This window comes from Candidatus Accumulibacter meliphilus (assembly GCF_036625345.1).
GTDB classification, from domain to species: domain Bacteria; phylum Pseudomonadota; class Gammaproteobacteria; order Burkholderiales; family Rhodocyclaceae; genus Accumulibacter; species Accumulibacter meliphilus.
Genome location: NZ_JAZKTZ010000001.1, coordinates 223,627 through 244,911, shown reverse-complemented (window position 1 = coordinate 244,911; position 21,285 = coordinate 223,627). Strand labels below are relative to the sequence as shown.

The 21,285-nt window shown below is 63.1% G+C and carries 20 protein-coding genes; 7 read left to right on the top strand and 13 right to left on the bottom strand.

Features of this window, described 5'->3' with window-relative positions; translation table 11 throughout:
- Positions 1-11 precede the first annotated feature (11 nt).
- The 3 genes from V5B40_RS01155 to argB all read right to left on the bottom strand — a co-directional run bounded on the left by V5B40_RS01155 (position 12) and on the right by argB (position 4,912).
- Positions 12-3,245 (bottom strand): bifunctional diguanylate cyclase/phosphodiesterase, encoded by a 3,234-nt coding sequence (locus V5B40_RS01155; protein ID WP_332352735.1) that lies wholly within the window; start codon positions 3,243-3,245, stop codon positions 12-14.
- A gap of 121 nt (positions 3,246-3,366) precedes the next feature.
- Positions 3,367-4,011 carry a pyrimidine 5'-nucleotidase gene (locus V5B40_RS01150; RefSeq protein ID WP_332353229.1) on the bottom strand — a complete coding sequence of 215 codons (645 nt, stop codon included), beginning with the start codon at positions 4,009-4,011 and terminating at the stop codon, positions 3,367-3,369.
- A gap of 13 nt (positions 4,012-4,024) precedes the next feature.
- Entirely contained in the window at positions 4,025-4,912 is an 888-nt protein-coding gene (gene argB / locus V5B40_RS01145) for an acetylglutamate kinase (protein ID WP_332352734.1), read from the bottom strand.
- Between the two features lie 90 nt (positions 4,913-5,002).
- Between argB and gluQRS the strand changes: the two genes are divergently transcribed.
- The gene (gene gluQRS, locus V5B40_RS01140; protein ID WP_332352732.1) at positions 5,003-5,959 is read left to right on the top strand and encodes a tRNA glutamyl-Q(34) synthetase GluQRS; all 957 of its coding nucleotides are present in this window, start codon (positions 5,003-5,005) and stop codon (positions 5,957-5,959) included.
- On the opposite strand, the gene clsB is transcribed toward gluQRS, so the two are convergent.
- The gene (gene clsB / locus V5B40_RS01135; protein ID WP_332352731.1) at positions 5,938-7,101 is read right to left on the bottom strand and encodes a cardiolipin synthase ClsB; all 1,164 of its coding nucleotides are present in this window, start codon (positions 7,099-7,101) and stop codon (positions 5,938-5,940) included. The genes gluQRS and clsB overlap by 22 nt on opposite strands.
- 470 nt (positions 7,102-7,571) lie before the next feature.
- On the opposite strand from clsB, the gene nirJ reads away from it, so the two are divergent.
- The 6 genes from nirJ to V5B40_RS01105 all read left to right on the top strand — a co-directional run bounded on the left by nirJ (position 7,572) and on the right by V5B40_RS01105 (position 13,566).
- Complete coding sequence (gene nirJ / locus V5B40_RS01130; RefSeq protein WP_332352730.1) at positions 7,572-8,765, top strand: heme d1 biosynthesis radical SAM protein NirJ; 1,194 nt, start codon at positions 7,572-7,574, stop codon at positions 8,763-8,765.
- Positions 8,765-10,372: a cytochrome D1 domain-containing protein gene (locus tag V5B40_RS01125; protein ID WP_332352729.1), complete on the top strand. Its 1,608-nt coding sequence runs from the start codon at positions 8,765-8,767 to the stop codon at positions 10,370-10,372. Before nirJ ends, V5B40_RS01125 begins: the two co-directional genes overlap by 1 nt.
- 14 nt (positions 10,373-10,386) lie before the next feature.
- On the top strand, positions 10,387-10,689 hold the full coding sequence (locus V5B40_RS01120; RefSeq protein ID WP_332352728.1) for a hypothetical protein: 303 nt from the start codon (positions 10,387-10,389) through the stop codon (positions 10,687-10,689).
- 140 nt (positions 10,690-10,829) lie between these two features.
- A complete protein-coding gene (locus V5B40_RS01115) occupies positions 10,830-11,273 on the top strand; it encodes a DUF192 domain-containing protein (protein ID WP_332352727.1) in 444 nt (147 codons plus the stop codon).
- Positions 11,274-11,330: 57 nt separating this feature from the next.
- The gene (locus V5B40_RS01110) at positions 11,331-11,879 is read left to right on the top strand and encodes a chorismate--pyruvate lyase family protein (RefSeq protein WP_332352726.1); all 549 of its coding nucleotides are present in this window, start codon (positions 11,331-11,333) and stop codon (positions 11,877-11,879) included.
- 286 nt (positions 11,880-12,165) lie between these two features.
- Positions 12,166-13,566: a DEAD/DEAH box helicase gene (locus V5B40_RS01105; RefSeq protein WP_332352725.1), complete on the top strand. Its 1,401-nt coding sequence runs from the start codon at positions 12,166-12,168 to the stop codon at positions 13,564-13,566.
- An 83-nt stretch (positions 13,567-13,649) separates the two neighbouring features.
- On the opposite strand, the gene V5B40_RS01100 is transcribed toward V5B40_RS01105, so the two are convergent.
- From V5B40_RS01100 to V5B40_RS01060, 9 genes are all read right to left on the bottom strand, one after another.
- A complete protein-coding gene (locus V5B40_RS01100) occupies positions 13,650-14,183 on the bottom strand; it encodes a LapA family protein (protein WP_332352724.1) in 534 nt (177 codons plus the stop codon).
- 137 nt (positions 14,184-14,320) lie between these two features.
- Positions 14,321-15,016: a monofunctional biosynthetic peptidoglycan transglycosylase gene (gene mtgA, locus V5B40_RS01095; protein ID WP_332352723.1), complete on the bottom strand. Its 696-nt coding sequence runs from the start codon at positions 15,014-15,016 to the stop codon at positions 14,321-14,323.
- Positions 15,013-15,864: a shikimate dehydrogenase gene (gene aroE, locus V5B40_RS01090; RefSeq protein ID WP_332352722.1), complete on the bottom strand. Its 852-nt coding sequence runs from the start codon at positions 15,862-15,864 to the stop codon at positions 15,013-15,015. Before aroE ends, mtgA begins: the two co-directional genes overlap by 4 nt.
- A 7-nt stretch (positions 15,865-15,871) precedes the next feature.
- Complete coding sequence (locus V5B40_RS01085; protein WP_332352721.1) at positions 15,872-16,759, bottom strand: energy transducer TonB; 888 nt, start codon at positions 16,757-16,759, stop codon at positions 15,872-15,874.
- Between the two features lies 1 nt (position 16,760).
- Entirely contained in the window at positions 16,761-18,674 is a 1,914-nt protein-coding gene (locus V5B40_RS01080; RefSeq protein ID WP_332352720.1) for a ribonuclease catalytic domain-containing protein, read from the bottom strand.
- Positions 18,675-18,676: 2 nt separating this feature from the next.
- The gene (locus V5B40_RS01075) at positions 18,677-19,255 is read right to left on the bottom strand and encodes a YqiA/YcfP family alpha/beta fold hydrolase (RefSeq protein WP_332352719.1); all 579 of its coding nucleotides are present in this window, start codon (positions 19,253-19,255) and stop codon (positions 18,677-18,679) included.
- Between the two features lies 1 nt (position 19,256).
- On the bottom strand, positions 19,257-20,081 hold the full coding sequence (locus V5B40_RS01070) for an undecaprenyl-diphosphate phosphatase (RefSeq protein WP_332352718.1): 825 nt from the start codon (positions 20,079-20,081) through the stop codon (positions 19,257-19,259).
- A gap of 34 nt (positions 20,082-20,115) precedes the next feature.
- Positions 20,116-20,313, bottom strand: a complete 198-nt coding sequence (locus V5B40_RS01065; RefSeq protein ID WP_332353228.1) for a YkgJ family cysteine cluster protein — start codon at positions 20,311-20,313, stop codon at positions 20,116-20,118.
- 68 nt (positions 20,314-20,381) lie between these two features.
- Positions 20,382-21,248, bottom strand: a complete 867-nt coding sequence (locus V5B40_RS01060) for an IclR family transcriptional regulator (RefSeq protein ID WP_332352717.1) — start codon at positions 21,246-21,248, stop codon at positions 20,382-20,384.
- Positions 21,249-21,285 lie beyond the last annotated feature (37 nt).

The following is a 21,285-nucleotide window of genomic DNA, read 5'->3' as shown; positions in this document are numbered from 1 at the left end:
GCCACCTCGATTCAGCCGGCAAGGAAGCGCAGCCGGAACTCGTCGAGCGGCATCGGCTTGCCGCGCAGGTAACCCTGCATGTCATCACAGCCTTCACCAGCCAGAAACTCCCGCTGCGCCTCGGTCTCGACGCCTTCGGCGATAACCGTCAGTTGCAGGCTATGGGCAAGGGCGATCACCGCGCGGGTGATCGCCCGATCCTCGGCGTCGCTTGGCAAGCCACGCACAAAACTCTGGTCGATCTTCAGCTTGTTGAGCGGCAGACGTTTCAGGTAGGCAAGCGAGGAATAGCCGGTACCAAAGTCGTCGATCACCAGGCCCAGTCCCATGGCCCGTAGCGCGTCGAGGACCTGGACGCTGTTTTCGGCCTGGGTCATGATCGCGCTTTCGGTGATCTCCAGTTCGAGGAATTGCGCAGGCAGGCGCGACCTGGCCAGCGTCTTGCGAGCGGTTTCCTGGATGCGGCCGCGCCGGAACTCGACGCCGGAGACGTTGATCGACAGCACACCCGGCTTGAAGCCGGCGGCGACCCACGCCGCCCACTGGCCAGCGGCGGTCTGTTGGACCCATTCGCCGATCGGGACAATCAGCCCCGATTCCTCGGCAAGTTTGATGAACTCGCCCGGCATCACCAGACCCAGCTCTGGGCGCAGCCAGCGCACCAGCGCTTCGGCGCCGACCAGCTCACCGCTGCTCAGCGAGAACTGCGGCTGCAGAAAGACCCGCAACTCGCCGCGGTCGATGGCCCGCCGCAGGTCAGTTTCCATCTGCAGGCGCGCCAGTGAGGACTGGGTCAACTCCTTGGTAAAGAATTCGTACGTGTTACGACCGCGCTCCTTGGCCCGGTACATGGCCACGTCGGCATTCTTCAACAGCGTTTCGGCATCACCGCCATCCTGGGGAAAGAGGCTGATACCGATGCTGGCGCCGACGTAGAACTCCTGTTCGACGGTCACCGGCGAGTCCTGCAAGAGGGTCAGAATCTTGTCCGCAATATGCGATACAGCTGCAGGATCGGCGAGATCCTCGATGATGATCAGAAATTCGTCGCCGCCGAGGCGACCAACGGTGTCCGCCTCGCGCCTGAGCCGGGTCAGCCGCCGCGCCACTTCACAGAGAACGCGATCGCCAACCTGATGGCCGAGGGTATCGTTGATGTTCTTGAAGCGATCGAGGTCGACGAAGAGGACCGCCAACCCGCGCTCGTCGCGATGGGCACGCTGCAGCGCCTTGTGCAGGCGATCCCCGAGCAACAGACGATTGGGCAGGCCGGTGAGCGGATCGTGATGCGCCTGATGATCGAGCTGATCGTGCGCCTTGCGCAGTTCGGTGATGTCCGAGAAGACGCCAACATAGTGCGTCACGCAACCCTGGGAGTCCTTGACGGCGCTGACCGTCAAGGACTCCAGAAAGGCCTGGCCGTCCTTGCGCCGATTCCACAATTCTCCCTGCCAGCGCCCACAGGTGTGCAGGGTCCGCCACATCTCACGGTAAAACTGCGCGCCCTGAAGTCCGGACTGCAGAATGCGCGGGTTGACGCCAAGGACATCGTCCTCGCAGTAACCGGTGATCTCGGTAAATGCACGATTGACGGCGATGATTTCGCCCTTTGGAGAGGTGATGGTAATGCCTTCGGCGCTGCTGTCGAAAACCGTCGCCGCCTGCTGCAGGCGCTGCTCCATACGTTTGCGCTCGGTCACGTCGAGCATGATTCCGACGAGACCGCAAACTGCTTCGCCGGGAACGCCGTAGATCGCTTTGTGAAAAACGACGTCGCGGTACTGGCCATCGGCGCGCAGCACCTGCGCTTCGAAAACCTGCGAACCCGCGCGCTGGAAGAGTTCTTCGTCAGCCGCCATATAGCGATCGGCAAGCGCGCGCGGCGCGACGTCGTAGACGCTTGCGCCGACCACTTCTGCGCGTGACTTGCCGATCATTTCGAGGAAAGCCTGATTACAACCGAGGTAGCAGCCTGCACGATTTTTGTAGAACACCGGGCCCGGAATAGCCTCGACCAATTGGTGCATGAAGTCAAGCTGTTGCGATAACTCATGAGTGCGTTCGGCAACGCGTTGCTCGAGTTCGAGATGGCTTTGCCGCAGTGCGTCCTGGGCAGCGCGATGCGCCGTTACGTCCTCGTGCGTCCAGATCCAGATCTGGCGTTCGTCCTGTTCCTCGATCGGGCGGCCGCTGACATGGACCCAGATCGGAGTGCCATCGCGACGGCAGAAAAGGACTTCCCCCTCAAAGGCCTCAAGCGCTGCACTCTGACCATAGAGCTGCTGCCCGGCGTCTTCCCACGCTTGCTGGCTGGCATAGAGAAGGCGCGTGGGCTGTCCCGTAAGAGCACCTGGCGGAAAGCCGTAGATCTCCTCGAATCGGCGATTGCAGCGCAAGATCGTGCGCTCACGCTGATACGCGATGCCGATCATCGCGTTATCGAAAATCAACTGCTGCTCCCAGAGGCTTTCGACCAGGGCCTCTTCGGCCGCGCGGCGTGCGGTGATGTCCTGAAACAGCCAGACGTGGCCTTCGTCATGATTTGCCGGGTTGAGCAGACTACCGGTCACCTGGCACCAGATCGGCGTGCCATCGGCCTTGCAGTACTCGACCTCTCCGACGAAGCTCCCGCCTTCTTCGATACCGCGCCGAGCGCGTTCGCCGGCGGCGCTCCAGGCCGGCTCAGTGGCAAAGCAAACGCGCGTTGACTGGCCGATCAGTTGACCTGGCAGCGAGCCGAAGATCCTCTCGAAGCTCGGGTTGCAGCGCTGGATGATGCGGTCACGCAGAAAAGCGATGCCGATCGGCGCACGTTCGAAGATCAGCGTCTGCTCGCGCAGCAACTGCGCGCTGCACTTGCGCGCGTCGACCTCCTGCGTGATGTCGAGCACGGTCCAGACGGCACCCTGACCCGGCGCGGCAGTGTCGATCGCGCGGGCGATGAGATGAGCGACAAAGCTGCTGCCGTCGCGGCGCGCCAGCTGCATTTCGATATCGAGTATCTCGCCGACGCTCAGTGCCGCACGTGCTTGCTCGCGCAGCGCTTCACAGGCCGCGCTGTCGGGATGGAAGACAAGATCCTGCTGGCCGACAAGAGTTCCCGCCGGCCAGCCAAAAAGCGCCTCGGCGCGCGGGTTACAGCGGTACACGCGGCGATTTCGCGTGCACACCACGGCAATCCCCGAATGCTCGAGGATAGCCTTGTACTCAAGTAGCTGCTGTTCCAGTGAACCTGACTCTCTCATGGCGACCAACGGAAATTTTTCGGGGAAAGTCTACACGACTGTGGAAGGCCGCGGTGGAGCAGCACGTACCGGGAAAAGAAGGTGAAGGCAGCGCTGTCGTGGCGGATGTATCGGCCGCGCTTCAGAGCCGGGCGAGATGGCGCGGCAAGTCGAGAATCGAAACCAGCCGCACGTCGACCCAGGCCGGCTGGCGCGTTTCCGCACTCACCCAGGCGGTCTTCATGCCGAGTCGCTTCGCTGTACGCAGATTGGGCAGAGTATCTTCGACCATGATGCAGCGCTGCGCATTCAGACGCTCGCTGCGCAAGAGGTGGCGAAAGCCAGCGACTGCCGGTTTCGGTTGGAAGCGAAGGCGCTCGACCGAATAGATGGCGTCGAAACAGCGGCGAACACCGGTCATTTCCAGAACCGCCTTACTATAACCCAACGGCGCGTTCGAGAAGACAATCTTGCGCCCTGGCAAGCGACCGAGCATGGCCTTCAGGGCGCGCTCGAAGACCAGCATCCGCTTGAGGTCAGGAAACTGGTGTGTATGCCAGAGAAAATGCCTGGGATCGATGGCATGATGGCGCATCAGGCCGAGCAGCGTGGCACCGTAGCGCTGCCAGTAATCCTGCCGAATACGCGTTGCCTCCTCTTCGTCCACACCGAGGTGCTGGCGGATGTACGCCACCATCGAACGGTTGATCTGCGGAAAAATATGCGGACTGGCGTCGTGCAGAGTGTTGTCGAGGTCGAAAAGCCAGACCGGCGCGGACGCTCTCAGCAGAGTTCCCTGATCAATGCGATTTGATCATCGTGCCGACGCCGTGATCGGTAAGGATCTCCAGCAACAGCGCGTGTTCGACACGGCCATCGATGATGTGCACACTCCTGACGCCGTTGCGTGCGGCGTCGAGCGCCGAGCTGATCTTCGGCAACATGCCGCCCGACAGGGTCCCGTCGGCCACCAGCTGGTCGATCTCCTTGGGCGTCATGCCGGTGATCAACTGACCACTCTCGTCGAGGACACCGGGCATATTGGTGAGCAGTACCAGCTTTTCCGCCTTGAGGATTTCGGCGATCTTGCCAGCGACGACGTCGGCGTTGATGTTATAGGTCTCGCCGCCTTTGCCGACGCCGATCGGGGCCACGACAGGGATGAAGCCGCCCGACTCGAGGTGGCCGATCAGCGACGGATCGATCTGCGTGATATCGCCGACCTGGCCAACGTCGATCAGGTCACCAAGGTTCTCGTGGTTGGCCAGCAGTAATTTCTTGGCGCGAATGAAGCTGCCGTCCTTGCCCGTCAATCCGACAGCCTTGCCCCCCGCCTGATTGATCAGGTTGACGACGTCCTTGTTGACCTGGCCCCCGAGAACCATCTCGACGATGTCCATCGTTTCGGCGTCGGTGACGCGCATTCCCTGGATGAACTTTCCTTTCTTGCCAACCCGGGCGAGCAGGTTTTCGATCTGCGGACCGCCGCCGTGCACCACTACCACGTGCATCCCGACCAGCTTGAGCAGCACCACGTCGCGCGCGAAACACTGCTTGAGATGCTCGTCGGTCATCGCATTGCCGCCATACTTGACGACGATGGTCTTGCCGTGGAAGCGTTTGATGTACGGCAGCGCCTCGGCGAGAATGGCAGCTTCGTTGGCAGGGGTGAACACACGATCGTTCATGGCTGGAGTCCTTTTGATGACCGGCGGATTTTACGCGGCAGCGGTGGAAATACAAAGGCAGCGCACGGTGAACGCTGCGCCGCGAGCCCAATGATCGCGACCACGCCGACAGAGGAGCGCGCTCAGCGCCCGTCGCCACCCTATCGCGGCCGCTTTGCGCCGTCACCAAGCGGCCCGCTGCACTTCGGTTCGCTGGTCGCCGCCGTCGGCAGCTATCTCGACGCCCGTGCCCACGGCGGCCAGTGGATGCTGCGCATCGAGGACGTCGACCAGCCGCGGACTGTTGCCGGTGCCGCCGACGATATCCTGCGCACGCTGGCAGGCTTCGGCTTCGCCTGGGATGGTGAAGTGCTCGTCCAGAGCCGGCGTCTGGACCTCTACCACGCCGCACTGGTGCGCCTGCAACTCGACGGCGAGGTGTACCCCTGCGCCTGCTCGCGAACGGAAATTGCTGCCTGCTCGCCGCCACGATCGGTCGATGGCGGCCTGGTCTACCCGGGAAGCTGCCGCAACGGCCTCGCCGCGGGCCGAGCGGCACGCGCCTGGCGGCTGCGCGTCGCCGACGCGACGATCGCTTTCGGCGATCGCGTTCAGGGCGATGTGCAGCAGAATCTCGAACGCGCCGTCGGCGACTTCATCCTGCTGCGTGCCGACGGCCAGTACGCGTACCAGCTGGCAGTCGTCATCGACGACGCCGCACAAGGGATCAACGCGGTCGTCCGCGGCGTCGACCTGCTCGACTCGACGCCACGGCAGATCTGGCTGCAGCAACGTCTGGCGCTGACGACGCCGGCTTACGCGCACCTGCCGGTGGTAACCAATGCCGCCGGCGAGAAGCTCTCCAAACAAACGCGGGCTGCCGCCGTCGATCTCTCCGCCGGCAGCGCCGTCCTGTCAGCAGCCCTGGAATTTCTTGGTCACGCCGTACCGCCGGAAATCAGCGCCGGACCGCTGCGCGATTTCTGGCCCTGGGCAATTGCCGCCTGGTCGATCGAGCGTGTTCCGGCCGTGCGCGGCGTCTGCCCTTACTTGCGCTTGCCACCGTAACCGACGATGCCGACCAGGGTCCGCACCAGGTTGTAGCTTGCCCAACGCAGCAGGCGCGAATGCCAGGGCAGACGCTTCCAGCTATCGATCGGCAGTTCGCGCGCACCATTGCGCATCGCCTGTTCGAGGCTCTCGCGCAGGCTGTTGGCGAACAGCGGATCCTTGACGACGATATTGGCTTCCCTGGCCAGCAGCAGACTGAAAGGATCGATATTCGACGAGCCGACGGTCGCCCAATGACCGTCGATAACCGCCACTTTGGCATGCAGGAAGCTGCGCCGATACTCGAAAATGCGGATGCCGAAGCCCAGTAAGCGACCATAAAGGGCCTGCGTCGCGTAGTGGAGGAGGCGATATTCGATCCGCCCCTGCAACAGGATGACCACCCGCACGCCGCGCTTTACGGCGTCGCGCAGGGCGCGGCGAAAGCGCCGACCGGGCAGGAAGTAAGCGTTGGCGAGCAGAATGTCCTGCTGCGCAGCGGCAATGGCCTCGAGATACGCCTCCTCGATGTCGCGGCGGTGGAGAATATTGTCGCGCACCACGAAGGCGGCGGTCTGCTCGCCACGTGCTCCCGGATCGGTCTGCGCACGCCTGGTAAGGCGGTAACGACGATTCAGCTTTGCCCACAACACGATTTCCCACAGTCGCTGCTGCGCCTGCTGGATCGGCGCCAGCAAAGGGCCTTCGACGCGAACTGCGTAGTCATAGCGCGGCGGGATTTGATACGGCGTATTGAGGTCGTCGATGACGTTGATACCGCCGACGAAGGCGATTTCACCGTCGATCACCGCCAGCTTGCGATGTAAACGACGCAGACGATGGCGGCGCAAACGAAAGCGCGCGATGTCGGGTCGGTAAACCATCGCCTGTACGCCAGCGGCGAGCAAGGCCGGTTGCAGAGACTCGGCGAACTCCCGAGCGCCGAAGCCGTCGACCAGCACGCGGACCGTGACGCCCCGTCGAGCAGCGCTGGCCAGCGCCGCGGCGACCGCCTGACCGGTCGCATCGTCCTCGAAAATGTAGCTTTCGAGGTGAACATCGTGCTGCGCGCCGTCGATCGCCCGGATCAGCTCCGGAAAGTACTCGGCCCCGCTGTTCAGCAGGGTCAAGCGATTGCCGGGCAGGAAGTCAGCGGGCATGGAGTTGACTCCGACTCCGACTCCGACTCCGGCTTCGCCTGGCACACAGCCTTGCTGCCTTGATCCGAAACGCGACCTCGAAAAGGACTTTACCGAACCGGCAGCCGCTCAAGCGCGCTACTCCCCCTATGCCCATGACTCCCGCCATCGCCGCCAAGCGCGTCGAGCAGCTATTCTCGACGCTTCGCGCACACGCGTCCAGCGCCGTGCACAAGGCTTCTCGCGCGCCCCGGAAAATACAGTACAGCCCAAATACGCAAAGCTCATGCCAACCGCAAGCGCGCGGAGCGAAGCTACGATGGTCGCCACTTGCCGACCGGAGAAACGAGGGTGAGAATGCGACTTTCTCCACTCGGCGAACAGCTGCCTGGCCAGGTTCGCGGCAGCGGATGGGCTGAGCCTTGATCCACGTCAAGGCCCAGCCGCCAAGCCTACCCTCTAATACACGGTTTTCTTTCGGGAAGTGCACGATGTTTCGAATCTCCCAGTACATGCAGGAACTCGCGGCACCCAAGCAGCCCGGCCCCAAGCAGAATCCGCCAGCGCCGGTGGTCATCTGGAACCTCATTCGCCGCTGCAATCTGACCTGCAAGCACTGCTATTCGATCTCTGCCGACAAGGACTTCCCCGGCGAACTGAGCACCGACGAGATTTTTGCGGTGATGGACGACCTCAAGCGCTTCCGCGTCCCGGTGCTGATTCTGTCCGGCGGCGAGCCGCTGCTGCGACCGGACATCTTCGACATCGCCCGGCGCGCAAAAGCGATGGGTTTCTACGTCGGGCTGTCGTCCAACGGAACCCTGATCGACGCCACGAACATCGACCGTATCGCCGAGTGCGATTTCGACTATGTCGGCGTTTCGCTCGACGGCATGGGCGCAACGCACGACAAGTTCCGGCGCATGGAAGGCGCTTTCGAAGCCTCGCTGAAAGGCATTCGCCTGTGCCGCGACCTGGGTCTGAAAATCGGCGTCCGTTTCACGATGACCCAGGACAATGCCCACGACCTGCCGCGCCTGCTCGAACTGGTCGAGGACGAAGGCATCGATCGCTTCTACTTCTCGCACCTCAACTACGCCGGCCGCGGCAACAAGAACCGCAAGGACGACGCGCAACACAAGCTGACACGCTGGGCCATGGATCTGCTGTTCGATACCTGCTGGAATTATCAGCAACGCGACCTGCACAAGGAGTTCACCACCGGCAACAATGACGCCGACGGAGTCTACTTCCTGTACTGGGTGAAAAAGAACTTTCCCGACAAGGCAGCCAACATCCGCGCCCGTCTGGCGCAATGGGGAGGCAATTCCTCGGGAGTCAATGTGGCCAACATCGACAATCTCGGCAATGTCCATCCCGACACCATGTGGTGGCACTACAACCTCGGCAACATCCGTGAGCGGCCGTTCTCGGAAATATGGACAGATGTTTCCGAGCCGCTAATGGCCGGTCTGAAGCAATTTCCGCGCAGCGTTTCGGGGCGTTGCGGTGACTGCCAGCATTTCGACATCTGCAACGGCAACACGCGTGTGCGCGCGCAACAGCTGACCGGCGACCCCTGGGCCGAAGACCCCGGCTGTTATCTCGACGACGAGGAAATCGGCGTCGAACCCGGCCGCGAACGCCTGACCGTCACCCCGCACATCAGAATCCGGAGAGCCTGATGAACTGGCGCCTCGCTATGTCTGCCGCCTGCCTCGCAGCGTCTCTTGCTGGCGGATCGTCGTTCGCCAGCGCTGCCGGAGCACCCGAGGCAGCCGGCGTCCAGGCACTTTACAAGGAGCACTGCGCCGCCTGCCACGGCGAAACACGCTTTGGCGGTGTCGGGCCGGCTCTCCTGCCGGAAAACCTGGCACGACTGCGCAAACCAGAAGCGCTGAAAGTGATCGGCGAAGGGCGCGTGGCGACGCAGATGCCGGCTTTTGGCGACAAGTTGAGCGCCGATCAGGTGCAAGAACTGGCCGACTTGATCTACAGCCCGGTGACGCCAGCGCCAAAATGGGACGAGGCCGAGATCCGCGCCTCGCAAGTGGTCAACGCCGACGCCGGCAAACTACCCGACCAGCCCGGTCCCGGGCTGAAAGGCGCCGACCCGCTGAATCTGTTCATCGTCGTCGAAACCGGCGACCATCACGTGTCGGTGCTCGACGGCGACAAACTCGAACGCCTGCACCGCTTTCCCAGCCGCTACGCACTGCACGGCGGACCGAAGTTCTCGCCCGATGGCCGCTTTGTCTATTTCGCTTCGCGCGACGGCTGGATCACCAAGTTCGACATCTACAACCTGGTCGTCGTCGCCGAAATCCGCGCCGGCCTGAACACGCGCAACGCTGCCGTTTCCGGTGACGGCAAGTGGGTGATGGTTGCCAACTACCTGCCGCACAGCCTGGTCCTGCTCGACGCCAAAGACCTCTCGCTGGTGAAGATCATCCCGACGCTCAACGCTGCCGGCGACAAGACTTCGCGGGTATCTGCGGTCTACGACGCGGCGCCGCGCAAGAGTTTCGTCGCCGCACTGAAGGACGTTCCCGAAGTCTGGGAGATCAGCTACGATCCCGACGCCGAACCGGTTGCCGAAGGTCTGGTGCACGACTACCAGTACCGGGAAGGTCACTTCACTCCGGCCATGTTCTATCCGCGGCGAACCCTGCTCAAGGATTATCTCGACGATTTCTTTTTCACCCAGAGCTACCACGAGATCCTGGGTGCCTCGCGTTCGGCAAGCAAGGGACAGGTGATCTTTCTCGACGGCCGCAACAAGATCGCCGACCTCGATCTGCCGGGAATGCCGCATCTTGGCTCGGGTATCACTTGGCAGTGGACCGATCCGACGGGTCGCGAACGGACGGTGATGGCCTCGCCGAACCTCAACGAAGGGGTGGTGACGGTCATCGACCTCGAAACCTACAAAGTCATCAAGGAAATAAAAACGCTCGGCCCGGGCTTCTTCCTGCGCAGTCACGAGAACAGCCGCTACGCTTTTACCGACTCGATGATGAGCAAGGAAAACAAGAACGTTCTGCAGGTAATCGACAAGCAGAGCCTGGAAGTGGTCGGGCAGATCAATGCCAAACCGGGACAGACGCTGGCCCACGTCGAATTCACGCGGGACGGCCGCTATGCGCTGGCCAGCCTCTGGAAAGACGATGGCGCGCTGCTCGTGATCGACGCGCAGACGCTCGAGGAAGTGAAGCGAATCCCGGCCAGGAAACCGGTCGGCAAGTACAACGTCTGGAACAAAATATCGCGTTCCGAAGGCACCAGCCACTGAGCCAGGCGATGACCGTGACCATCAACCACTCCTTGCGCAGCCTGCTGGCTGGTGCGTTGCTGCTCGCTTGCACGGCAACTCTGGCGGTACCGAAAGCTGCCGAGAATGGCGCCGACGAGGTCATCATTGGCGCACCGACGGTGCACCCGAAACCGGCGCCGAAAGGAGCGCAGAGCTCGCCAGCAGCGCAAGCCAAGGCGGGAAAATCGAGCCCGGCCGGCAAGGCCACGAAGCGGAAGAAGACGTCGTCGGCCAAGCCGAAGACCAAGACGAACACGAAGACAAACACGAAAGCGAAGGGCAAGTCACGGAAGTAGTCGCAAAGCGTAATAGCGCCGACGCCACAGACTTCTCGACGCCTTGCCGGGACCCACTTTGCGGTACTTTTCTGTGCGCAGGGAAACAGCGAGGGTGACGCTCCTTGCCGTTCAATCCATCCTCCCTCCCGGAGTTCTTGATGTACAGACTTCCTTGTTTCCTGATCGCGCTGGCGCCCTTGCTGGCTTCGCCGCCCGTTTCTGCGCAGCTTGCGAGCATCGAGCTCAGCGCAGGCTTTTACCGTATCGAAGCGGAAGTCGCCGCGGATGACGCCAATCGCGCACAGGGTCTGATGAATCGCCGCAGCCTGCCGGCCAACCACGGAATGCTGTTCGTGTTTGCGCAGGCTACCCGCCATTGCATGTGGATGCGCAACACCTACCTGCCGCTGTCGGTCGCGTTTCTCGACCAGGAGGGACGCATTCTCAACATCGAAAAAATGCAGCCGCAGACCGAAGACAACCACTGCGCCGCCGGTGACGCACGCTACGCGCTGGAAATGAACCTCGACTGGTTCGCCAGCAAGGGAATCAAGCCGGGAACACGCATTGCCGGCATCGACAAGTCGCCGCGCCCCAAGTAGGCAAAAGGGAGCCGCGTGGTCAATAGCAGCGCATCCCGGGGGCCTTGGCGCAGCCGCTTGCTGCGCACCCCGGACAATGTCGCTTTCATCCCCTGGTTGCGTGACCGTGGCTCGCTGACCGCACGCATCCAGGCGCGCGGACGCTTCGCAGTGCGCGTGCTGCGCCAGCGCCTCGCCCTGCCGACCGCCGATGAGGCGCGACTGCTCGGCATCGAGCCGGGGGAACTGGCGTGGATCCGCGAGGTGGCTCTGCTCTGTGACGAGCGCTTGGTCGTCTTCGCACACACCGTCTTGCCGTATCGCCCGTGCGGCCCACTGCAGGTCTGGCTGGCCCGTCTCGGCAACCGCTCGCTTGGCGCGCTGCTCTTCTCGCACCCCGGCTTCAGACGCGGCAGGATCAGCTTCAAGCGGCTCGATGACCACCACCCCTTGCTGGCGCCGGCGCTCGGCGCCCTGCAACTGGACCAGCCGGCGACAGAAAGCCTGTGGGCGCGTCGCTCGCACTTCCGGTTTCGCGCACAATCGGTGCTGGTCACCGAAGTCTTCTCGCCGCAAGTGCTGCAACTACGCGAAACCGGAAAAAAAGCGCCGCACGTCGCGGGCTGATGCTATAATGCACGGCTGCACTGAGCGGCCAAGGGCTGCTTGATGCGACGAGCATCGCGAACCTGGCCGTAACTCTCAAGCCCCCCTGCCTTCTGGTGTCGATTCATTCAGCGCCGCACTGGCACAAAGCTTTTGTGCCGATAGCTGCTGACTTCCGTGAATCGATCCAATCCACCGGCTCGACCAAAGTCTCTCTCAGCTTTTCGTTGGTTGGCGTTGCATCTGTTTTTTCGCAACGTATTATGCCCCATGGGCAGCGTGCGGCGCATCCATAGAAAAGAGAACCATGACTTTTTCAGAAATCGGCCTCCACCCGGCCATCCTCCAAGCCCTCACCGATTCCGGTTACACCGAGCCGACGCCGGTCCAGAAGCAAGCCATTCCGGCGGCTCTCGAAGGCCGCGACCTGATGGTTTCCTCGCAGACCGGCTCGGGCAAGACCGCCGCCTTCATGCTGCCAGCACTGCATCGCTTCGCGGCGCAGGAACGTGCCCCCGAGGCGGCGCGCACTGCCGCCTCCCAGGAACGTCGCCCGGCCCGCTCGCGCGGCAACGATCGCCGGCGCTTCCAGCCAGCGCAGCCGAAAATGCTGGTCCTGACGCCGACTCGCGAACTCGCCCTGCAGGTCACGGCCGCCACCGAGAAGTACGGCCGCCAGGTGCACCACGTGCACGCTGTTGCCATCCTCGGCGGCATGCCTTATCCGAAACAGATGGAACTTCTTGGCCGCAATCCGGCGATCCTGGTCGCCACGCCGGGTCGCCTGATCGACCATATGAACTCCGGCAAGATCGACTTTTCCCAGCTGCAGCTACTCGTCCTTGACGAAGCCGATCGCATGCTGGACATGGGTTTCATCGAAGACATCGAAAAGATCGTTTCGGCCACCCCGACCGAGCGTCAGACGATGCTCTTCTCGGCAACGCTTGACGGAACCGTCGGCGAGATGGCCAAACGGATGACCCGCAACGCGCTGCAAATTCGCGTCGATGCAAACACCGCCCGGCATGACAACATCGAGCAGCGCATGCACTTCGTGGACGACCTGTCGCACAAGAACCGCCTGCTCGACCACCTCCTGCGCGATGCCTCGATCGATCAGGCCGTGGTGTTCACGGCCACCAAGCGCGACGCCGATACGGTCAGCGATCGTCTCAACGTCGCTGGCCTCAACGCCGCCGCGCTACACGGTGACATGCATCAGGGCGCGCGCAACCGCACACTGACCGCCATGCGTCGTGGCCAGGTGCGCATCCTGGTTGCCACCGACGTGGCCGCACGCGGCATCGACGTCCCGACGATCACGCACGTCTTCAACTACGACCTGCCGAAGTTCGCCGAAGACTACGTGCACCGCATCGGTCGTACCGGCCGTGCCGGCCGCAATGGTCTGGCCATCTCGCTGGTTCATCATGCCGAACACTTCAACGTCCGCAAGATCGAGCGCTTCACCAAGCAGCTGATTCCGGTCGCTGTCGTCGAGGGTCACGAGCCGACGCGTCGGCCGTCGCCAGCAAAACCGCGACCGACCGGCAAGCCGGGCTGGAAGGGTGGCGACAACCGCCAGGGCAAGCCTTTTGCTCCCCGCCGCGAAGGCCTGCCGCGCACACCTCACCACGAAGGGCCGAAGAGCGGTCATGGTGGTGGTGGCGCGAACGCCAACCGCCGAGCTTACGGCGATCGCTGATCACTGATCACTGATCGACCAAGCCGCCATCGAGAACAAGAAAGCCCGCACTCAGCGGGCTTTTTTCTACAGGTCGCAATGCATTAGACGCTGCTTTTCGCCGCAAGCACCGCCAGGCCGCCGCCGTTTGTTGTCCTGGAGAGGCGATCCTCGATCCCACCAAGAGAAGTAACGACATTGTTCCCCGACTGCTCGATGGCCGTTAACAGCTCGGTCTCGATGCGGTCGAGCCTGGCGAGAAGCGCCGGGTCAGCACCACCCGACGCCGCGTTACCCGTGTTGTGCCTGCCCATCGCCTGCAGCTCGGTGGTAATGAAGCCGCGCAGGTCGGTAAAGCGCGAGGCCTCGGCCCGGTCCGCCAGCTCCTGGTTGGCTTTCAATTCCTGCGCATGGCGACGGGAATCGAAGAGCGCCGAGGCCTGCACGTAAATCACGAAGAGCAAAAAGTAGGCGGTCAGCAGGCTTACGACGCCCAACATGATCACCCCGATCGGCGCCTGTACTTCAGTCACGCCCAGCGAAAGCGTGCTCGGGGCAATGAACACGTCCCAATTGAGGGCCGAAAAGCCAGCGGTAGCGCCGAGGATGAGCAGCAGAAACAGGGTGCGAAACTTCATGAGGTAATCACTCCTTCATTGGTTGCCGGAAAAGGGCTCGCGCGACGGGGACCGAAGCTCGATAGTATCCCAGGATTGGCGAATGGTCGCCATCTGCAAAAGCGCCGGCTGCTGACCGTAGAAGTCGCGTCCGCAGCTCACGGAACAGCCGTCGAACGCATCCGCGCCAGGATAATGTCGCTCTTCGCAAGCAGCGCCGGGGCGTTGCGGTTGCGGTCGTAGAAACGCGGCCGCGGAACCATGGCCGCCAGGCGGGCCGCCTGCTCGGCCGACAACTGACTCGCCGAAATGCCGAAATAGTGGCGGGCGGCAGCTTCAGCGCCGAAAATGCCGCTGCCCCACTCGATGACGTTGAGGTAGACCTCCAGGATCCGCTGCTTGCTCCAAACGGCTTCCAGCATCAGGGTGATGATTGCCTCTTCGGCTTTACGCAAGGGAGTCTTGGCTGGGCTCAGGAAAAGATTCTTCGCCAACTGCTGAGAAATGGTCGAGCCGCCGGCGACAACGCGGCCTTTCTTCTGGTTCGTCTCGATCGCATTCTGGATGCCTTGCCAGTCGAAGCCTTCGTGATCGAGGAATTTACCGTCTTCGGCGGCGACAATGGCGCGCTTCAGATTGGCCGAGATCTGCCCATACGCGATCCAGCGTTGCTGCAGCTGCGCCTGCGCACCCGCGACACGCAACTCGGCGAGGCGAATCTCCATGAAACGCGTACTCTCGGGATTGACCCAGTTCCACCACAGCACCCAGCCGAAAAGCCAGAACTGTAAGAGCAGCAGCAGGCCGATGACGGCCAGCAGCAGCCGCTTCAGCCAGACGCCGAGACGAATCATCCGGCCGGCCCGGTCTCGCTCCTGGCACGTAGCGCGGCAATCACCAGCGCGCTGTCGGGGCGGAGGCCGCGCCAGAAATGGAAGGCTTCGGCCGCCTGCTCGACAAGCATGCCCAGACCGTCGGCCAGGCGCGCCGCGCCCTGCGCTCTGGCAAAGGCAAGGAATGGCGTGTCGCCTTTACCGTACATCATGTCGTAAGCCAGGCTGGCGGGTGCGAAAACGCCGGCCGCCACAGGCAGAGGTGGTAGCGCACCGGCGAGACTGGCCGAGGTGGCGTTGACCACCAGGTCGAAAGACTGCCCGGCGAGTTCCGGGTAGCCACCCGCGCACAGCAGGGAAGCACCAGCGGTAGCAGCGAAGCGCTGCGCCAGCTGCTGTGCTCGGGCGACGTTGCGGTTGGCGATCACCAGCGTCGCCGGCCGCTGCTCGAGCAAGGGTGCGACGACGCCGCGCGCTGCGCCGCCGGCACCCAGCAGCAGGACGCGCCGGCCGGCGATCGGGCACGCCAGATTGACGCGGAGGTCGCGCAGCAGGCCGGCACCGTCGGTGTTGTCGCCGACAATCTCGGCGCCGTCGAAACGCAAGCTGTTGACCGCCGCGGCAAGCTCGGCGCGCACGCTCAGGCGAGTCGCCAGACGAAAAGCCTCTTCCTTGAACGGCACGGTGACATTGGCGCCGCGGCCACCGGCGGCGATAAAAGTCCGCACGCTGGCGGCGAAACCGTCGATCGGCGCCAGCAGTGCCTCGTAGCGGAGGTCCTGCCCGCACTGCGCGGCAAAGGCCGTATGGATCAACGGCGACTTGCTGTGGCTGATGGGATTGCCGAAAACGCAATATAGATCGCTCATCCTGACCCTATTTCTTGCTTTCGAGACTGTCGCTCTGGGTAAAGCGCAGGCTGCGGGTGAACACCAGAATGTCGGTATCCTCCCGGATCGCTGGTGGGAAATCGCCGTACGGGGCAGCCATGGTGACGATGCGACGGGCGGCGTCGTCGAGGATCTGGTGGCCGGACGAGCGATTGATCTCAATACTCGCGAGGCTACCGTCACTCTTTATGCTGACGGTCATCACCAGTTTGCCATAGAGCTTACCCCTGGCCTCCTCGGGGTAGTTGAGCGTGCCGACGCGCTCAACCTTGCTCCGCCAAGCCTCGATATATTGTGCGAAACGGTATTCGCTGGCGCGGGTGCCGATGAACGTCTTGCGCGGACGCTGGTTATAGTCATTGAGTTTCTTGTCGATCGCCCCTTCGAGGCGCGCCATGGCCAGCGCACTGTGCGCCAGATCGCGGCCGCTGACGCTGGGCGCCGGCGTCGGTGCGAGCTGTTCTTCCCTGTCCGGCGTTGGAGCGACCACCGTACGGCTACGCGCTTTTGCGGCCAGTCGCTGCTGGTGCGCTTCGAGTTCCTGGATGCGTCGTTGCGATTGTTCGAGGTCGTCGCCGTCCTGATGGCGCGGTGCCGGCGGCAAGGGCGTCGTCGCGCGGTGGTCCTGCTCGGTGTTGCCGCCACCGTCGAGACTGGCTTGCGCCAACACCTGCGCATCGGCAGGTTTCCGCGGCGAACGGCTATTGACCAGGATGATATCGAGCGCCCGCTCCTGAAAAGCCCGCGAAGCGTCTGGAAAGCTGAAATGCACCGCCAGCAGCCCGCCATGCAGGAGCAGGGAAACCGCCACGGCCAGCCACAGCCTGCGTGCCGCCAGCGGCGATTGATAGCGATTGCGGAGGACAGCGTTCACCTCAATCGATCGCCTCCAGCTGGTCGTCGTCGGCAGCTGCGACACCCGCCAGCGGCAGCATCTCGACATAGCGGCAGCCGAGTTCGAGCGTCAAATAGTCGATCGACTCGACGCCCAGCAGGATTTCCTGACCGGGCTTGAGCTCGGGTGCCGAGGGCACGCGCTGCAGCAGCGGCAGCTGATCGAAGCGCGCCAGGTTCTCGCGGCCGATAATCGTCGCCTTGATCGTTTCGACCTCGTGCTGCCGTAACCAGCGCAGGCACCAGTAACGTTCCATGCTGCGCTGGAAGTCGGCGTAGGCGGCGTAGGTCATGTCAAAATCGCTCAGCGCGGCGAAAAGATCGTCCGAACGCGCTGCAAAAGGCGGTGTATCGCCATTCAGATAGGCCACCAGCTGCCACTGGTTGAGCAGGTCAACATAGCGCCGCAACGGCGAGGTCGACCACGCATACTGCTTGACGCCGAGACCCTCATGCGCCTGCGGCGAGGTGCTCATGCGGACTTTGCCGCCAGGCGTCTGAATACGATAGATCGCGGTCACACCCTTGCTGGATAGCAGGCCACCCCAGGTGCTGTTGGTGACGATCATCATTTCGGAGACCAGCTTGTCGAGCGGACTGCCACGTCGGCGAGCGCTGATCTCGACGGCGCAGGCGTCGGCGTCGCCGAGATCGCCCTGGATGCGAAAGTTGTAGTCGAGAAAAGTCTGCGTTGCCGACGGCTTGCCACGGCGACCTTCGCAGGCATTGGCCAGCTGCCAGAGAGTCATCAGCTCGTCGCGAAAAGCGAACTCGGAAAGACCGGCGGCAATGCTGACTTCGTTGAACAGGGGTTCAAGGTCGTGATGGCGCAGATTGGCGACCACCGGGACGATCTCGATGCGCGACTCGCAAGCGGTGATTTCGAACTCGGGAGTCACCGTCAGGTACAGAGAAATGGCCGCACAGTCACGGCCAGCGCATAGCGTAAAGGCCTCAACCACTTTTTCCGGGAGCATGGTGATCTTGCTGCCCGGCAAATAGACCGTAGACAGCCGATCGCGCGCAATCGCGTCGAGCGGCGATCCCGGCGCCATGCCCAGCGTCGGCGCAGCGATGTGGATCCCGACCTGCCAGCCGAGTCCGGGCAGCACCTGCAGCGAGAAGGCATCGTCGATCTCGGTGGTTGCCGCGTCGTCGATCGAGAAAGCACGCACGTCGGCGCGCGGCAGGTTGTTCGGCAAAGGAGGCGCGGCACAGGCCGCAAAGCCCGTGCCGCGCGGGAAATACTCGAACAGAAAACGCTGCAGGTGATAGTCGTGAGCCGAGCGGATGGCACCACACTTCTGCAGCAGATGCGGCGCAGACAGGCCGCTTTCGCTGCACGCCGCTTCCAGCGCCTTGGTTTCACTACGATTGCGGTCGGGCTTGTAGAGCAACTGGCCGAGAATCGGCGTGAACTCTGCCGGCAGCGTGAAGGCCTTCAGTTCGCCGACCATGCGTTCGATGCTCAGTGCTTGCTGGCGCTTCTTTTCGAGACCCGCAAGAGCGGCCTGGAGAATATCGGCTGCTGCCTTGCGGAAGCGGCCCTTGCCTTTGCGATGGAAATATACGGGCGCCGAATGCAGGGCCAGCAGCAATGCCGACGCCTCGACCGCCGTCGCGACATGGCCGAAGTAATCGTTGGCAAAATCAGCAAACGAAAACTCGTCGTCACCCAGACACTCCCAGAGAAACTCCTGCTCGATGCTGGCGGCGAGCGCCTCGGCCTGCTCGAGCAAGAGCGTCGGTGCCGGTTCGCCGTAACGCAGCAGAACGTTGGCCGCCTTGATCTTGCTGCGCTTTCCGGAAGCCGTCTCGACCTGCAAGGAGCTGTCGTTGTCGACCAGAATAGTGGCCGTCCGGAAGGCGCCGTCTTCTTCATAGAGAACATGCATCACTACGATTGTAACCCACAGAATTCAATGATTTGCGGTACGAAGTCGGGGAAACGGGTGAAGCTGTGATCGCCGCCTTCGACGACCAGCTGTCGGCAGCCGGCATAGCGCTCGACGGCGAGCCGGTAGTCGAGCACCTCGTCGCCGGTCTCGACCAGTAGCAGGTAGCGCGACGGTGTGATCAGCGGCGGATCGAGCGCACGCAGTTGCTCCACATGCTCGGCGCCAAACTCGAAGCGGCGACCGCTGTAGTAATTGGCGTGTGTTCCCAGCAGGCCGTCGAGCAGGGTCGGAGCCATCACCGCCGGATTGATCAGGACGGCGTTCAGATCGCGCCTTTCGGCCAGCCAGGCCGCGTAATAGCCGCCCAGCGAACTGCCGACCAGCGTCGTCGGCGCGTCATCACTGTCCAGCAAGGCCTCGACGGTGGCGATTGCAGCGCGCGGAACGTGCGACAACACGGGGCAGGAAAAACGGTCGGCAAGGCCCGCCAGGGCCAGAAACTCGGCCAGCAGGCGCGCCTTCCACGACGCTGGCGAGGAGCAGAAGCCATGCAGATAAATGATGCGTGGGCCGGCCAACTCAGTGATCTCCCCAGGAAATGAAATCGTACTGCCAAGTCACGAGAATCAGGATCCCGAAGGCAATGCGATACCAGGCGAAGATCGAAAAGTCGTGCGTGCTGATATAACGAAGCAGCCCGCGCACTGCCCAGAAAGCCGAAATGAAAGCAGCAACGAAGCCGACCACCCACATGCCGAGATCGTCGACGGAAAGCAGCGCGCGCTCCTTGTAGAGCTGGTAGATGCTCGCGCCGATCAGAGTCGGCATGGCCAGGAAGAAGGAAAACTCGGTGGCGGCGCGGCGCGAAAGGCCGAACAGCAAGCCGCCGATGATCGTCGCCCCGGAGCGTGAAGTCCCCGGAATCAGCGCCAGCGCCTGCGCGAAACCGAGCTTGATCGCGTCGCCCAGGGACAGGTCGTCGATCGACTCGACGCGGATGCGATGCTCGCGGCGTTCGGCCCAGAGAATGATCAGGCCACCAAGAATGAAGGCCGTCGCCACCACCGGCGCGTTGAACAGATAGGCCTTGATGGTCTTGCCGAACAGCAGTCCGATGGTCGCCAGCGGCAGGAAGGCAAGCACGATGTTGAGCGCGAAACGTTGTGCGCCGGGATCGCGGGGCAGGCCACGCAAGACCTGCATGATCTTGGCACGGAACTCCCAGCAGACGGCGAGCATCGCGCCGGACTGGATGACGATCTCGAACAGCTTGCCGCGCTCGTCGTTGAAATCGAGCAGGGCGCCGGCAAGAATGAGGTGGCCAGTCGACGAGACCGGCAGAAACTCGGTCACCCCTTCGACGATACCGAGAATCAGGGCTTTCAGCAGCAGCAGCAGGTCCACGTGGCGCTTTCGACAAAAAGGCGCATTTTAGCACTCACGGCCGGGTTGCCCGCTCCAGCGCCGATAACCAGGCGATCGCCTGTTGCCGGTCGTCGCCGCACATTTCGTCGGATGGCTGCAGGCCGGCGCAAAACGCCGGTCGCTCGGGCCGCCCCCACAAGCGACAACGCAGGTCCGTGCTCAGATTGACGCAGGGCTCGCCGGCCGGTTTCCCCTGCGCATGGCCGGGCATCGGCGTGGTGATCGAAGGTGCGCTACAGCAGGCGCCACAACCGGCACGGCAAGCACGAAGCACAGACGTCAGCGACTGACTTGCGGCGCAGCGCTGACCGCGGCTGTGGCTTGCTCGCCTGCCGCGCCGTCGCTGCTGCCATAACCAAGACGCCTGGACAGCGTTGCCGCCGCTTCCCGCGCGCCCTGCGCGATCGAGCTGTCCAGCTCGACGTCAAAGCTGCCGACGACGCCCAGTGCAGTAAGCGCCGCCACCATCCGACCGGTGTGCCCGAAAACCGGCACGCTGACGCCGTTGATCCCCGGCGTCATGCTGCCCGCCGCACGCGACATGCCGTCACGGCGAATGCCTTCGAGTTGCAAGCTCAGCGCCGACATCACTTCCGCCGAGGCCTTTCCCGCAGCCTCGGCGGTGGCCTGCACTTCGGCATCGAGCATCTTTTTGAGATAAGGCGAACGGTAAAAAGCAGAAAAAGCCAGCCCGGTCGCCGAGGTCGTCAGCGGCAGCACGACGCCGGTGCGCAGGGTGACGGTGACGGCACCGCCGGCTTCGACCCAGCGCACGCAGGTAGCGCCGTGATTACCCCACATGGCCAGGGCGACGGTGGCGCCGATCTGCTCGCAGAGGTCGTCGAGGACTGGCCCGGCCAGGCGCACCGGGTCCAGCCGCGCCAGACTGGCCAGCCCCAGTTCCAGCGAGAACTCGCCGAGGTCGTAGCGCCCGGTATTGGCATCCTGTTCGACCAGCCCCATGCGCATGAAGCTCACCAGATAGCGACGGGCCTTTGCCGCCGGCATGCCGGCGTTGCGGGCGACGTCGCGCAGCATCATCGACCGCTGGCTGGCCGCCAGGGCACGCAGCAGGCGCGTGCCGACTTCGATCGACTGAATGCCCTGGCGCTGCGGAGTCGCCTCATTGTCGTCGCGTACAGGCATCTTCGCTGCTCAGCGGCGGGTGCGAAGTGACCGGTAA